The 15,648-nt window shown below is 73.9% G+C and carries 7 protein-coding genes; 6 read left to right on the top strand and 1 reads right to left on the bottom strand.

Going from position 1 to position 15,648, the window contains the following annotated elements; genetic code table 11:
• The first annotated feature begins 214 nt into the window (after positions 1–214).
• The gene (locus AB0B39_RS10830; RefSeq protein WP_357574163.1) at positions 215–2,281 is read left to right on the top strand and encodes a PQQ-dependent sugar dehydrogenase; all 2,067 of its coding nucleotides are present in this window, start codon (positions 215–217) and stop codon (positions 2,279–2,281) included.
• Positions 2,282–2,466: 185 nt separating this feature from the next.
• A complete protein-coding gene (locus tag AB0B39_RS10825; protein ID WP_357574162.1) occupies positions 2,467–3,540 on the top strand; it encodes a glycerophosphodiester phosphodiesterase family protein in 1,074 nt (357 codons plus the stop codon).
• 111 nt (positions 3,541–3,651) lie between these two features.
• Here the strand turns inward: AB0B39_RS10825 and AB0B39_RS10820 are convergent, their stop codons facing one another.
• Complete coding sequence (locus AB0B39_RS10820; RefSeq protein WP_357574161.1) at positions 3,652–5,973, bottom strand: BTAD domain-containing putative transcriptional regulator; 2,322 nt, start codon at positions 5,971–5,973, stop codon at positions 3,652–3,654.
• Between the two features lie 409 nt (positions 5,974–6,382).
• Between AB0B39_RS10820 and AB0B39_RS10815 the strand changes: the two genes are divergently transcribed.
• The 4 genes from AB0B39_RS10815 to AB0B39_RS10800 are packed head-to-tail and all read left to right on the top strand — an operon-like array spanning position 6,383 to position 15,384.
• Positions 6,383–8,770: a non-ribosomal peptide synthetase gene (locus tag AB0B39_RS10815; RefSeq protein ID WP_357574160.1), complete on the top strand. Its 2,388-nt coding sequence runs from the start codon at positions 6,383–6,385 to the stop codon at positions 8,768–8,770.
• Entirely contained in the window at positions 8,767–12,054 is a 3,288-nt protein-coding gene (locus AB0B39_RS10810; protein ID WP_357574159.1) for an amino acid adenylation domain-containing protein, read from the top strand. Before AB0B39_RS10815 ends, AB0B39_RS10810 begins: the two co-directional genes overlap by 4 nt.
• Positions 12,051–15,200: a beta-ketoacyl synthase N-terminal-like domain-containing protein gene (locus AB0B39_RS10805; RefSeq protein WP_357574158.1), complete on the top strand. Its 3,150-nt coding sequence runs from the start codon at positions 12,051–12,053 to the stop codon at positions 15,198–15,200. The genes AB0B39_RS10810 and AB0B39_RS10805 overlap by 4 nt, the downstream gene beginning before the upstream one ends.
• On the top strand, positions 15,193–15,384 hold the full coding sequence (locus tag AB0B39_RS10800) for an MbtH family NRPS accessory protein (protein WP_357574157.1): 192 nt from the start codon (positions 15,193–15,195) through the stop codon (positions 15,382–15,384). Before AB0B39_RS10805 ends, AB0B39_RS10800 begins: the two co-directional genes overlap by 8 nt.
• The last annotated feature ends 264 nt before the right edge of the window (positions 15,385–15,648 follow it).

Below are 15,648 nucleotides of genomic sequence, written 5' to 3'. Positions count from 1 at the left end.
GGCCGCCGGGTCGGATCACCGCCGGCGCCCCGCGCGCCTGTCCCGACCGGCGGCGGCGACCCCGTTGATCGGTTTGTCCCCGATCGAACGACATCGTTTGACATGTGCCGCGAATCCATCTTTGATGGTCGATGTTGCTTCTCGTCGGTCCGGTCGGGCGCTGGGTCGTCCGGCGTGGGGTCGGGCCGTTCGATGCCCCGACCCTGGAGGACGGATGCGAAACTTCGCCCGAGTCAGACCACGACGGCTGGTGCCGGCGTTCGCCGTGGCGGTGCTGCTGGCCGCGGCGGTCGGTGTGCCGGCGTCGGCGGCGGGCCCGTCGACAGTCGTCGGTGTGGCGTCCGGTCGGTGCCTGGACGTGGTGGGCAACTCACGGACACCCGGCGCCGGCATCAACATCTACGACTGCGTCGGCCAGGCCAACCAGGCCTGGACGTTCACCGCGGCCGGCGAGTTGCGGGCGTACGACGCGACGATGTGCCTCGACGTGGTCGGCCAGGACACCAGCGCGCCGGCCGCGCTGCAGATCTACGGCTGCACCGGCGGTGCCAACCAGCGCTGGCGGATCAACGCCGACGGGAGCATCGTCGGTGTCCAGTCCGGGCTCTGCCTGGACGTGACCGGCGGCGGCACCGCCAACGGCACGACTGTCGGCCTCTGGACCTGCAACGGGCAGGCCAACCAGCGCTGGACGTCATCGCTGGGCAGCACCGACAGTCAGCCGCCCACGCCCCCGGGCAACCCCCGGGTGAGCGGGCTGACCTGCAACTCGGTGACGTTCGCGTGGAACGCCTCGACGGACAACGTCGCGGTGGCGTTCTACGACATCTACCACGACGGCCAGCTCATGACCTCGGTGAGCGGCGGCACCCTGTCGGCCAGCCTCACCGTCGTCCCCGGAGCGACCTGGGGCCTGTACGTCAACGCGCGCGACGCCGCCGGCAACGTGTCGCAGGCCAGTGCCACCGTGACGATCACGCCGCCGCCCTGCCAGGCCGACACCGTGCCGCCGAGCACGCCGACGCAGCTCACCGGCACCGCGTCGGGGACCACTGTGACCCTGCGGTGGACCGCATCGAGCGACAACGTCGGGGTCCGGGCGTACGACGTCTACCGCAATGGCGTGAAGATCGGCACTGTCACGGGCGCCCCGCCGGCCACCACCTTCACCGACAGCGGCCTGGCGGCGAACACCACGTACCAGTACCAGGTCCTCGCTCGCGACGGGCAGGACAACGCCTCGGCGCGCAGCGCCTCCGTCGCGGTGAGCACCGGCGGCGCCTGCGCCAACCCGGTGTGCACGGTGCGGCAGGTCACCACCGACACCGACGTCCCGTGGGGCCTGGTGACGCTGCCGGACGGCACCGTCCTCTACAACCGCCGCGACGCGCACGACATCATCCACCTCAACCCCACCACGGGGACGAAGACCACAGTGGGCACCGTGCCGAACGTGCAGAGCACCGACGGTGAAGGTGGTCTGCTGGGCCTCGCGATCTCGTCGAGCTTCGCCAGCGACCGGTGGCTCTACATCATGCACACCTCGCCGAGCGACAACCGGATCGTCCGGATCAAGATGGAGAACGACCGGCTCACCACCGCCAGCGAACAGGTCCTGCTCAGCGGGATCCGGCGCAACAAGTACCACAACGGCGGTCGGCTGCGCTTCGGCCCGGACGGCAAGCTGTACGCCAGCACCGGCGACGCGCAGAACGGCGCGTACGCCCAGGACCGCTCCAGCCTCGAGGGCAAGATCCTGCGCCTCAACCCGGACGGCGGCGTGCCCTCGGACAACCCGTTCGGCAACTACGTGTGGAGCTACGGTCACCGCAATCCGCAGGGGCTCGCGTTCGACTCGCAGGGCCGCCTGTGGGAGCAGGAGTTCGGCAACTCGATCATGGATGAGACCAACCTGATCACGCGGGGCGGCAACTACGGCTGGCCGGCCTGCGAGGGCACCAGCGGCACCTGCGGCACGGCCGGCTACATCGCGCCGGCCCGCACCTACCCGACCGCCGAGGGCTCCTGCTCCGGCATCGCGATCGTGCGCGACGCGCTCTACGTCGCCTGCGCCCGCGGTACGCGGATGTACCGCGCCGTGATCAGCGGCAGCAGCCTGACGAACGTGCAGACGTACTTCAGTGGCACCTACGGCCGGTTGCGGACGGTGGAGCCGGCGCCCGACGGGGGACTGTGGCTCACCACCACCAACACCGGCGACAAGGACAGCACCCCGAACAACAGCAACGAACGCGTCCTGCACGTCACTCTCGGCGGTTAGCCGGGACGTTCGCCGACGGTCACCGCGCTTCGGCGCGGAGGCCGTCGGCGAGGCCGGGACGCGGTCCCCGCAGCTCTGAGGTTCGACGAGCGTTCACACAACGCTCGTGGCGAGGTCACCGTGCCGGATCGGCTTCCACCTAGCCTCACCAGGGCATCTGCACCCCAAGAGCTGAGGTTTGCACCATGTCCCTGCGTCACGTTCTGGCGGGCCTCGCCGTCCTGCCCGCGCTCGCCGCTCCGGTAGCCGCGCACGCCTCGACAGTCGACAGCGCCAGCGCGCTGCACCCCCAGAAGACCCATTTCGACCTCCAGGCCCACCGCGGCGGCATCGGCATGACCACCGAGGAGTCGCTGGAGGGCTTCGGCAAGGCGATGCGCCTCGGTGTCACCACGCTGGAGCTGGACACCCAGATCACGAAGGATCAGAAGGTGGTCGTCAACCACGACCGCCAGATCAGCGCCCAGAAGTGCGCCGACACCGCACCGGTCCGGGCCGGTGACCCGATGTACCCGTACGTCGGCAAGTACATCAAGGACCTCACCCTCGCCCAGCTCAAGACCATGGACTGCGGCTACCAGCAGCTTCCGGGCTTTCCCGAGCAGGAGCAGGTCAAGGGCTTCCGCATGGTCGAGTTGAAGGACGTCCTCGGCCTCGTCAAGAGCTACCGGGCCAAGCAGATCACCCTCAACATCGAGACCAAGGTCGAGGCGGGAGCGCCCGAGCAGACCGCGCCGCGTGAGCTGTTCGTCCGGCGGGTCTTCGAGGAGATCCACGCCTCCGGCATCGAAAAGCAGGTCACCATCCAGTCGTTCGACTGGGGTGCGCTCAAGGCGATGCACCGGCTCGCGCCGAAGTGGCCGCTGGTGGCCCTCACGAACTACGACTTCCTCCAGGTCGGCCAGCCGGGCGCGTCCCCCTGGCTGGGGGGAATCGACGCTGACGACTACGACGGTGACTTCGTGAAGGCGGCCGCCGCCATCCCCGGCGTCACCGCCCTGTCGCCCAACTACGGATTCCCGCAGAACGGGACCATCAGCGACCCGAACTTCCGCTTCTACCCGGACGCGACGATGGTGGCCGAGGCGCACGCCCGGGGCCTGAAGATCATTCCGTGGACCTGCGACGACCCGGCAACCGTGTCCGCGTTGATGGACATGGGCGTCGACGGGATCATCACCAACTACCCGAACCGGGTCCGGGAGATCATGGCCGAGCGGGGCATGCGGCTGCCGAAGAGCTACCAGCCCCGCCACTGACCCGTACGCCCGATCCGGGGCCGGTCCCGTGAGCCGCCTGGCGCGCTCGTGGGGCCGGTCCCGTCCGGCGCGCGTGCCGCGGCTCGGCCGGCGACGGCCCGGGCGGTCCGGTCAGGCCGGATGCTCAATGAGTCTCCTCGGATTCCCCCTCCGCTGCGCCGGCACGCCTGTCGGTCGGTGGGCGCCGCCCAACTCCGTCGTCCACGGCCGGGCCTGCGCGGCCGGGGCCCGCCACCGGGCCAGTGCCCCAGGCGGCGAGTCGGCGTGCTGCCCGCCGCCGGCCCCGGCGGGCCCCGCGTCGGGGTCGGTCGCCTCGCCGCCGGCCGGCGCGATGCCCAACTCCCGCATCCGCTCGACGTACGTGCGGTAGCGCCGCTGCGCCTCGCCGTGCCGCCCGGCCGCGCGCAGCACCTGCACCAACTCCAGGTGGGCGTCCTCGTCGTACGGGTCCCGGTGCACCAGCCGCATCAGGTAGACCAGCTTCTGGTCCGTGTCCGAGGCGTGCTGGGCCAGAGCCCGCAGCACGCTGGTGTGGGCGACCTGCGCCTCCTCGCGCAGCGGCTGCGCCCAGTCCTCGTACGGGTCGTCGGCGAGGAAGTCCCCGCCGTACAACTCGTCGGCCCGGACCAGCGCGCGGGCCGCGTCCGGGTGTCCGCCCCGCAGGGCGACCTGCGCCTCCTCGGCGGCGGTCAGGAACGTCTCGACGTCCACGTCGATCACGTCCAGGTCGATCGCCACCGAACCCCGGTCGGCCAGCACCGCGCCCCGGCCGCTGGTGCGGCGTCCGGTGCCGAGCACCCGGCGCAACGTGGACAGCAGCACCGACAGCCGGTTCGCGGTACGCGACGGTGACTCGTCCGGCCAGAGCAGCTCCATCAGCCTGGCCCGGGGCACGGCGCGTCCCCGGTGCGCGACGAGGATCTTCAGCAGGTCCCGTGCCTTCTTGGACTGCCACTCGCCGTACGGGACGACGGCGCCGGCCCGGAACACCCGGAAGTCGCCCAGCGTGTGGATGACCACCGCCGGTACGCGCAGCGTGATCGCGGTGAGCCCGTCGGCGACGCCCGGGTCCAGGCGTACCCCGCAGCGGCGCAGCTTCTGCCCGGCGCCCTCGGCGCCCCGGCGGGCCTGCCGCCCCTGCAGTCGCGCGGCGATCAGCGCGACGGTGGCCTCCTCGGCCGGGTCGCCCAGTTCCCGGCAGAGCGCGGCGGCGTCGTCGAGCAGCCCGGCTGACGCGCGCGGGTCGTCCGCCGCGAGCACGGTGAGTTGAAGTGCCTCGACGAGGGTGGCGCGTCGCCGCCCGACGGTCGCGCCGGTGCGGGCCTCGGCGGCGTCGAAGTGGGCGGCGGCGGTGTCACCGCGCAGCAGCGCCACCCAGCCACGGGCCAGCAGGGCGTACGGTCGTTCGGGCTCCCGCGCCATGGTGACCGCCCGTTCGGCGAGATCCTGCGCGGCGCACAGGTCGTCGGCCGCGCGGATCCGCGCCAGCTCGGCCAGGACCCAGGCGGGCGAGACGATGCGCGGCTGACCGCTGCCCACCGCGGCCAGGGCGCTCTCCAACGCCTGCCGGGCCTGCCGCGGCTCCCGCCGGCGACGGTGCACCATCCCGAGGGCGGCGAGCGAGATCGCCTCGTCGGCGGCGACTCCCGCCAGTTCCCGCAGGCGAAGCCCTGCCGCCCCGTCGGCGAGGGCCTCCTCCAACCGGCCGAGCTGACACTTCGCCACCGCGGCGAGGGTCAGCGCGTACGGCTCGAAACCCGTGTCGCCCGCCACCTCGGTCAGTCGGACGGCCGCCTCGGCGTGCCGCAGCGCGTCGGTGGCGTCGCCGGCCCACAGCAGGTGGCCGGCCAGGTCCAGGTGGACCATCAACCGCAGCAGGTCGGCGTCCGCGCGGCGCAGCCCGTCGGTCGCCTCCGCGCGCCCGTGGGTCGCCGTCGCGTCGCCGGTGGCGGCGGCGAGCAGCACGACCATCCGGGCGTACGCCCGGTGGGCGGTCGGGACGCCGCACGCGTGGGCGGCCCTCGCCGCCTCCTCGACGTCGGCGCTGGCCCGCTCGATGTCGTCGTCGAGCAGGTGGTGCACGGCCGCGTGGCAGTACATCTGCACGGCGTGTGGGCCGGTCGCGCCGATCGGCGCGGTCGCCAGGCGGGCCGCCGCCAGGTGCGGTTCCCCGGCGAGGTGGTGCCGCAGCGCCGCGCGCCAGATCTCCGCGACCGGCGCGTCGGCCGGGTCGGGTGTCGCGGCGAGGAGGTCGGGCTGGGTGGCGAGCCACAGGTGTGCGGCCGCGCGGTCGCCGGCGGCGGCGAGGTGACGCAGCGCCCGCCCCGGGTCACCACCCGCAGGGTGTCGTTCCGCTGTCGATGCCTCGTCCCCACCTTCGCTGCGAGCCGGCGTCGACGGGCGCCAGGCATGGTTGACATTGTCTCCGGACATTCACCGCTCCTGTGTTCTCTCGTGGAGGCTCAGGCGAGCGAAGAGACAACCGGGCACTACGAGTCGTCGCCCCCGGCGTGGCTTCCCCCCGGGCACGATCATTGCCTTCATCGAGCGGCATCGCCATAACCAAAAGAGTCGGTGTACTTACTGACTGCAATGCGCTATCGGCATAAAGGCGCACTCAGGTTTCCCTCAGACCGCCGCAACGACACCCGAACGGCCCCTACAAGCAACTGGCACGGGCCCGGTCCAGACTTCCCGACATTGCGTGTCACCCGCCGATCGGAGCTGAGATCCGATGACCGAACAGACAGTTCGCCCTGGCCTTTCCGCCTTTTGGGAACGACAGCTCACGGACCTTCCGGAGCCGCCGGACCTGCCCTTCGCGCCATCCACCGACCCCGCCGTGGACACCCCCGCCGAGCTGCCCTGTGACCCGGTCGAGCCGCAGGTCAGCTCGCTGGCCGGCCTGTTCGCGCTGCTGCACCGCTGGGTCGGTGGCCGGGACCTGCTCGCCGAGACGCCGGCCGCGCCGACCGGCTCGGGACGATGGCTGCCCGTGCGGGTCCGGTTGCCCGAGGATCCCACGTGGACCGAGCTGCGGGACCTGGTCCGAACGGCTCTGCGCGAGGCCCGGGAGCACGACGCGGAATTGCCCGAAACGGTTCCCGACTATCGGCCGGTGGTATCGATTAGCTCCGATCAAGCGTCTCCCGGTTTTCGGGGTGCGGTGCGGCTGTTGATCGACGACACCGACGAACGGCCGGCGGCCACGGTGAGCCACCCGCACGCGACGTCGATCGGGGCGGCGCTGGCCGTGCTCCTCGCCCGGGCGCAGGAGCGGCCCGGCGCGCGCCTGTCCGACCTCCCGCTGCTCGACCCGGCGACGGAACGGCAGGTGGTGATCGACTGGAACGCCACCGACACCGACTACCCGCGCGAAAGGTCGGTGCCCGACCTGTTCGCCCAGTGGGTGCGGCAGACCCCGGACGCGCCCGCGCTGCGCGACGGCGAGCGGATCCTGGCCTACCGGGAGGTGGACCGGCGTGCCAACCACCTGGCGGGGCGTCTGCGCCGGCTGGGGATCGGCGCCGAGACGCTCGTCGGCATCTGCCTCGCCGACACGACCGCCTGGGTGATCGCCGCGCTGGCGACGCTCAAGGTCGGCGCCGCGTACCTGCCGCTGGACCCCGGATACCCACCGGAACGGCTGGCGTTGATGTGCCGCGACGCCACACCGGGAGCGATCCTGCACACCGCCGCGCTGGCCGACCGGCTCCCGGACGACAACACGCCCCGGATCGTCGTGGACCGGCTGCCGGCCGACGACGGCCCGGCGGACCCGCCGGCGGTGGCCATCCACCCCGACCAGCTCGCGTACGTGATGTACACGTCGGGCTCCACCGGCCGCCCCAAGGGCACCGGCGTCAGCCACCGCAACATCGTCCGGCTGGTCCGCGACACCAACTTCGTCGACGTACGCCCGGACGACGTGATGGGACAGGCCGCCACGATGTCGTTCGACGCGGCGACCCTGGAGGTGTGGGGCGCCCTGCTCAACGGCGCGTGCCTGGCGGACCTGGACATCAACGACGTGATCGTGCCGGACCGGTTGCGCGCCCGGCTGCGCGACACCGGCGTGACGATGATGTTCCTGGCCACGTCCGTGGCCCGCCAGGTGGCGACCGAGGCGCCGGACGCCCTGGCCGCGCTGCGCTACCTGACGTTCGGCGGCGAGCAGGCCGACCGGACGGCAGTGGACCGGCTCCGGGTGGCCTGCCCGGACACGACGCTTGTCAACGGGTACGGCCCGACCGAGGCCACCACCTACACCACGACGTACGACTGCGCCCGGCTCACCGCCGCGGACCCGATCGTGCCGATCGGCGGTCCGGTCGCCAACACCCGGGTGTACGTGCTGGACCAGCTCCTGCAACCGGTGCCGCCCGGGGTGCTCGGTGAGCTGTACATCGGCGGGGACGGGGTGGCCCGCGGCTACCTCGGCCGTCCCGACGCGACGGCCGAGAAGTTCGTGCCCGACCCGTTCGGGCCGCGCACCGGTGGTCGCCTCTACCGCACCGGCGACGTGGTGCGGCAACGCCCGGACGGGCTGATCGAGTTCGTCGGCCGCTCCGACCACCAGGTGAAGATCCGTGGGTACCGGGTCGAGCCGGGGGAGGTGACCGAGGCGCTGCGCGCCGGTGGGCTGCTGCGGGACGCGATCGTGCGCGCCGACCGCGACGCCGCGGGCGACGCCCGGCTGGTCGCGTACGTCGTACCCGACGACGGGGTGCGCGTCGAGGCGGTCCGGGAGCGGGCCCGCGAGCAACTGCCCGACCACCTGGTGCCGGCCGTGTTCGTGGTGCTGCCGCGGCTGCCGCTCAACCGCAACGGCAAGGTGGACCTCGCGGCGCTGCCCGCGCCCGACACCACCGCGACGGCCGATGACGACGCCGCTCTGCGGACACCCACCGAGCGGGCGGTCGCCGAGATCTGGCAGGACGTCCTCGGCGTGCCGGTGCGCCGCCGCGACGACGACTTCTTCGACCTCGGCGGACGGTCCCTGAAGGCGACCCGGGTCCGCTCCCGGCTCGCCGCCGCGATCGGCGCGCAGGTGCCGCTCCGGCTGATCTTCGACCACCCGACGGTGGCCGCGTTGGCCGCCGCGGCCGACGAGATCGGCGGGGTGCCGGTAGCGCCCACCGAGGCGGCCGTGCCGCTCGCGCCGGACGGGCCGCCGCCCGCCGACCTCGCCGGCCTGCTCGACCAGCTCGAACAGGGGATCGCCCGATGATCGGAGCCCTCACGCCCGGGCAGTTGCGCCAGCGCGTGGACGCCCTGCCGCCCGAACGGCGGCGGGCGTTCCTCGCCGCGATCCGCGCCGACGGCGACCGGTACGGCATCCACCCGCTCACCGCCGCCCAGGAGTGGATGCTGCTGCTGGCGCAGCTGCGCCCGGACAGCCCGGCCTACCACGTGCCGTACCGGGTGGATCTGCGCGGCGAGGTGGACGTGGCCGCGTTGCGCGGCGCGCTCGACGAGATCGTGGCGCGGCACGAGGCGCTGCGCACGGTGTTCGTGCCGCTGGACGGGCAGTCGTACCAGATGGTCCTGCCGCCGACCGGCCTGCCGCTGGTGGTCGAGGACGTCGCGCCGGAGCGGATCGATGAGTACGCCGCCGCCGAGGCGGTACGCCCGTTCGACCTGGCCCGGGGGCCGCTGGTGCGGGCCACCCTGTGCCGCACCGGCCCCACCGACTGCACGCTGCTGCTGTCCCTGCACCACGTGGTGTGCGACGGCTGGAGCATGGGTCTGCTCTTCGAGGAGCTGTCGACGGCGTACGCCGCAGTGCGGGAGGGACGCCGTCCGGCGCTGCCGCCGGCGCCCCGGGACGTACCGGCTGCGCTGGCCCAGGACCTGCTGCTCGGCCCGGCCGAGCTGGCCCGACGCCTCGACTGGTGGTGCGACGCGTTGACCGGCGCACCGCCGGGGCTCGACCTGCCCACCGACCGGCCCCGCCCGGCCGAGCTGGAGGACGCCGGCCACGAGATCGAATTCTCCTGGCCCCCGGAGCTGGCCGACCGGGTCGCCGAGGCGGGCCGCCGCACCGGCGCGACACCGTACATGATCTTCGCGGCGGCCTGGGCGGCGTTGCTGCACCGACGCAGCCAGCAGCCGGACCTGCTGATCGCCACCCCGGTGGCGAACCGGCAGACGCTCGACAGCGAGACCGCTGTCGGCTTCTTCGTCAACACCCTGGTGCTGCGCAGCCGTGTCGACAGTCGACTGACCTTCGCCGCGCTGCTGGACCGGCTGCGGGACTCCGCGCTGACCGCGCTGACCGACCCGGTGCCGTTCGACGCCCTGGTGCAGGAGCTGCGCCCGGTCCGCGACGCCGGCCGCCACCCGCTCGCCCAGGTGATGTTCGCCGTCGAGGACGGCTGGGAGCAGCGGCTGACCCTGCCCGGGGTGAGCGTGCTGGCCAGCGGTGAGACGCACACCGGGACGTCCATGTTCGACCTGACGCTTACCGTCATCCCGCACGACTGCCGCATCGACGGGCGGATCGAGTACCGGACGCGGCTCTTCGACGAGTCCACCGCCCGGGCGCTCGCCGACCAGCTCGACACCCTGCTCACCGCCGCGCTCGCCGCCCCGGACACCCCCGTGGACCGGCTGCCCCTGCTCGACGCGACCGCCGGACGGGACCTCATCGACCGCTGGGCCGCCACCGCGCCCGCGCCCAGGGACCAACCGACCCTGCCCGAGCTGGTCGCCCGCCAGGCCGCGGCGGCACCGGAGACTGTCGCCCTGGCGTACCGCGATCAGGCCCTGACCTACCGGGAGCTGGACGCGCGGGCCGACCGCCTGGCCCGGACCCTCGCCGCCCGGGGCGTGCGGGCCGAGACGACGGTCGGGGTCTGCCTGCCCGCCGGCCCGGACTGGGTGGTCACCTTCCTCGCCGTGCTCCGCGCCGGTGGGGTCCACCTGCCCCTGGACCCGCAGTTGCCGGCGGCCCGGCTGGCGCACCTGCTCACCGACTCGGCCGCCGCGCTGGTGGTCACCACTGCCGACGCGGAGTTGGCGCTGCCCACCACCGACGTGCCGCTGCTGCGCCTCGACGAGCAGCCGTCGGCCGTCGACGCCGCGCTCCCGACCGCCGTCCACCCCGACGCCGCCGCCTACCTGATCTACACGTCGGGCTCGACCGGGCTGCCCAAGGGCGTCGTCGGCACGCACCGGGGGCTGAGCAACCTCGCCGCGGCGCAGGCCCGGCTGGTCGGCGTAGAGGCCGGCGATCGCGTCCTACAGTTCCACTCGATCAGCTTCGACGTGGCGCTGTCCGATGTGGTCACCGCGCTCACGGCGGGCGCGACGCTGCGCCTGCTCGGCCCGGACGAGCGCACCCCCGGCCCCGACCTGGCCGCCGCGCTCACCCGGCACCGCGTCTCGGTGGCCGACCTGCCACCGGTGGTCCTCGACGCGTTGGACCCCGCCGCCGTGCCCGACCTGCGGATACTCACCGTCGGCGGCGAACCCTGCGCCCCGGACGTCGCCGCCGCCTGGTCGCGCGACCGGCTCCTGATCAACGGGTACGGGCCGACCGAGGCCACCGTCACCGCCACCGCCGCCCACTGCGCACCCGCCGACACCGAGCTGCCGATCGGCCGGCCGCTGATCGGGGTCCGTGCCTACGTGCTCGACACCGAGCTGCGGCCGGTGCCGCCCGGGGTGCCCGGCGAGCTGCACCTCGGCGGCGCCGGGGTGGCCCGCGGCTACCACGGCGACCCCGCGCTCACCGCCGGGCGTTTCCTGCCCGACCCGTACGCGCCGACACCTGGCGAGCGGATGTACGCCACCGGCGACCTGGTCCGCTGGCGTGCCGACGGGCAACTGGTCTTCCTCGGCCGGGCGGACAACCAGGTGAAGATCAACGGCTACCGGATCGAGCTGGGTGAGGTGGAGGCCCAGCTGCGGCAGTGCGCGGGGGTGCGCCGGGCCGCCGCCGTGGTGCGGACCGACGCGCCCGGCGGTCGACGACTGGTCGGCTACCTCGTCGGCGACGGGTTGGCGATCGACGAGCTGCGCCAGAGCCTGCTGCGGCGGTTGCCCCGCTATCTCGTGCCGAGCGCCTTCGTGGTGGTCCCCGACCTGCCGGTGACCGCCAGCGGCAAGCTCGACCCGTCCCGGTTGCCCGCCCCCACCGTGGCCCGCGCCGACCTCGGCGCCGCGTACGTGGCACCCGACGGCGCTGTCGAAAGGGCCATCGCCGACACCTGGCGGCAGGTGCTCGGCGTCGACGACGTCGGCGCGGACGACAACTTCTTCGACCTGGGCGGCACGTCACTGCTGCTGGCGCGGGTGCAGACCCGACTCGCCGAACGGCTCGGCCGGCCGGTGCCCGCCGTCGAGCTGTTCCGCTACCCGACCATCGCGCTGCTGGCCCGGTTCCTCGACGGCACGGCCGCCCCGACAACCGCACCGGCCGGCGGCCGGCGACGGGACGAACGCAAACAGGCGCTGGCCGAGCGGGCTCGCCGGGCCCGCCCGGTGCCGGCGGGGGAGGGACGAGCGTGACCGACCAGGAGACCGGACTGGAGATCGCCATCGTCGGGATGGCCGGCCGCTTTCCCGGCGCCGCCGACGTCGACGAGTTGTGGCGGCGGATCCTCGCCGGGGAGGAGACCATCACCCGGTTCACCGACGCGGAGCTGGCGGCCGCCGGCCTCACCGAAGACGAGCGGCGACACCCCGACCACGTGCCGGCGCACGGCGCGCTGCCGGACATCGACCGGTTCGACGCCGGCTTCTTCGGCTACTCGCCCCGCGACGCCCGGCTGCTCGACCCGCAACAACGACTCTTCCTGCAGGCCGCCTGGGCCGCGCTGGAGAGCGCCGGTCACCTCGCCGGGAACCCCGACCGGTTGGTCGGCGTGTACGCCGCCGCCGCGGCCAGCGGCTACCTCCTGCACCACCTGTTCCGCAACCCGCGGCTCGACTCGGTCTCCGAGTACGAGCTGATGCTCGCCAACGACAAGGACTCGTTGCCCACCCGGGTGGCGTACCACCTGGACCTCCGGGGACCCGCCGTGGCGGTGCAGACGGCCTGCTCGTCGTCGCTGGTCGCCGTGCACCTCGCCGTGCAGGCCCTGCTCGCCCGCGAGTGCGACGTCGCGCTCGCCGGCGCCGCGCACGTCCTGTTGCCCACCGGCACCGGCTACCGGCACGAGGCCGGCGGCATCATGTCCCGCGACGGGCACTGCCGCCCGTTCGACGTGCGCGCCACCGGAACCGTGGGAGGCGACGGCGCCGCAGTGGTCGTCCTGCGCCGACTGGCGGACGCCCGCGACGACGGAGACACGGTGTACGCCGTGATCCGCGGCTCCGCGATCAACAACGACGGCCGGATGAAGGTCGGCTTCACCGCGCCCGGTGTGGACGGGCAGGTCGCCGCGATCCGGGCCGCCCAGGAGGTCGCCGAGGTCGACCCCGCCACCATCGGCTACGTCGAGGCGCACGGCACCGGCACCGAGCTGGGCGACCAGATCGAGCTGCGCGCCCTGGCCGAGGCGTTCCGGGGCGCAGACGCGAGCCCGGGCCCGCACGACGGTCGGGGCGCCGGCGGGGTCCGGTGCGCGCTCGGCTCGGTCAAGTCGATCCTCGGTCACCTCGACGTCGCCGCCGGGGTGACCGGGCTGATCAAGGCCACGCTGGCGCTGCACCACAAGGTGGTGCCGCCCAGCCCGTACTGCACCGAGCCCCACCCCGAGCTGGCCGGTGGGCCGTTCCACGTGCCGACCACCGCGCAGCCCTGGCCGGACCTGGGCACGCCGTCCCGGGCGGCGGTCAGCTCCTTCGGCATCGGCGGCACCAACGCCCACGTCGTGCTCCAGGCCGCCGAACCGGCGGACCACAGCCCCGGCGACGACCGGTCCGCGCATCTGCTGGTGCTCTCCGCCCGGGACGCCGACGCGCTCGACCGGGCCCGCGACCAGCTCGCCACCCACCTGAGCGAGCACACCGACGTGCCGCTGGCCGACGTCGCGTACACCCTCGCGCGCACCCGACGGGAGTTCGGCCACCGGCTCGTCACCGTCGCCCGTGACGCCACGACCGCCGCCGCCCAGCTCGCCGACCGCGGGTCGCCGCTGGTCCGCACCGGCGTCGCCACCGGTACGCCGCCCGGTGTGGCGCTGCTCTTTCCCGGCCAGGGCGCGCAGTACGCGGGGATGGGCCGCACCCTCTACCGCACCGAGCCGGTCTACCGGGCGGCCTTCGACAGCTGCGCCGACCTGCTGCGCCCGCACCTCGACGTGGACCTGCGGACCCTGCTCTGCCCACCCGGCGACGCGGTCCCGGCCGCACCCGAACTGGACGAGACCCGGCTCACCCAGCCGGCCCTGTTCGCCGTCGAGTACGCCCTCGCCGAACTGCTGCGCCACCACGGCGTACGTCCGGCCGCGATGGCGGGACACAGCCTCGGCGAGTACGTGGCCGCCTGCCTGGCCGGCGTCTTCACCCTGCCCGACGCGCTCGCCACCGTCGCCGTGCGCGGCCGGCTCATGCAGGCCCAGGCCCCCGGGTCGATGCTCTCGGTGGCTCTCGGCGTCGACGAGGTGACGGCGCTGCTGCCCGCCACAGTGGAGGTGGCCGCCGCCAACGCGCCGCACCTCACCACCGTCTCCGGCGAGACCACCGCCGTCGCCGCGCTCGCCGCCGACCTGCGCGGGCGCGGGGTGGCCTGCCGGGAGGTACGCACCTCCCACGCCTTCCACTCGGACCTGATGGACCCGGCTCTGGCCGGCTTCGCCGCGCACCTGCGGGAGGTGCCGTTGCGCCCGCCCACCGTGCCGGTCGTGTCGAACGTGACAGGCGGCTGGCTCACCGACGACGAAGCCACTGACCCCGACTACTGGGTACGACAGCTGCGCCGCCCGGTCAACTTCACCGCCGCCGCCGAACTGCTGCTCGACGAGCGGTACGCGTTGCTGGAGGTCGGCCCGGGTCGCACCCTGGCCACCCTCGTCCGCCAGCACGACGCCGCACGCGGAGTGCCGGTGCTGACCAGCCTGCCCGCCGGTCGCACCCCGGCCGGCGAGGACGATGCCGTCGCCCTGGCCGTCGGCCGGCTCTGGCTCGCCGGGACGCCCCTGCGCTGGCCCGACGGCCGCGCCGACGGACGACGACGGGTGCCGCTGCCCACGTACCCGTTCGCGCGTGAGCGGCACTGGGTCGACGCGTACCGGCCCGAATCCGCCGCCCCGGCCGCGGTCACGCCGGTCACCCCGGTCACCGCGTCACCGCCACCGGTCTCGGTGGAACCGGCGGCGGCCTCGACGGCGATCGCGCCGAGCGACGAGCCGTATGAGGTGGTGCGGCGGATCTGGGTGGATCTGCTCGGGGTGGACGAGATCGGCCCCGACGACGACTTCTTCGAGCTGGGCGGGCACTCGCTGCTCGGCACCCGGGTGGTGGCGCGACTGCGCGACGCGCTCGGCGTCGACCTGCCACCCGCCGCGATCTTCGAGTCACCCACGCCCGCCGCGTTGGCCCGTACCGTCGCCGCGCTGGCGGGGCCGGCTCCCGCCGTACCCCCGGCGGTTTCCCCGCCCACGGACAGCGACCTCACCGACCTGCTCGCGGAGATCCGGGCGCTGTCCCCGGAGAGCCTGGCCCGCGAGCTGCACCTGGCCCGACACGAGGAAGGCAACCCCGATGGCTGACGAGCACCGCGTGGTGATCAACGACGAGGAGCAGTACGCCCTGTGGCCCCGGCACAAGGAGGTGCCGGACGGCTGGCGGGACGCCGGCTGCGCCGGCAGCCGCGAGGAGTGCCTGGACTTCGTGACGCGCACCTGGACCGACATGCGCCCCCGCAGCGTGCGGGAGCACCTCGCAGCCCGCTGAACGTCCGGCTTGGTGGTGGCCGGGCTTGGTGGTGGCCGGGCGGTGGCCCTGCCGGGCGGTGGCCCTGCCGGGCGGTGGCCCGGTCTGGCGGTGGCCCGGTCTGGCGGTGGCCCGGTCTGGCGGTGGCCCGGTCTGGCGGTGGCTCGCCCGAGGGTGGCAGGTGCCCTGTGCTGCCTGTCGAGCTGCCCCAAAAATGGGGCAGCTCGACAGGGCCGCAGTGGAGTGGGGCCACCCCCTCGCAGGGCTCCTGTGGTGCAGGCGCTC

Origin of the sequence: Micromonospora sp. NPDC049114 (assembly GCF_040648635.1) — a bacterium.
Classification (GTDB): domain Bacteria; phylum Actinomycetota; class Actinomycetes; order Mycobacteriales; family Micromonosporaceae; genus Micromonospora.
This window is presented reverse-complemented; position numbering and strand designations above follow the sequence as displayed.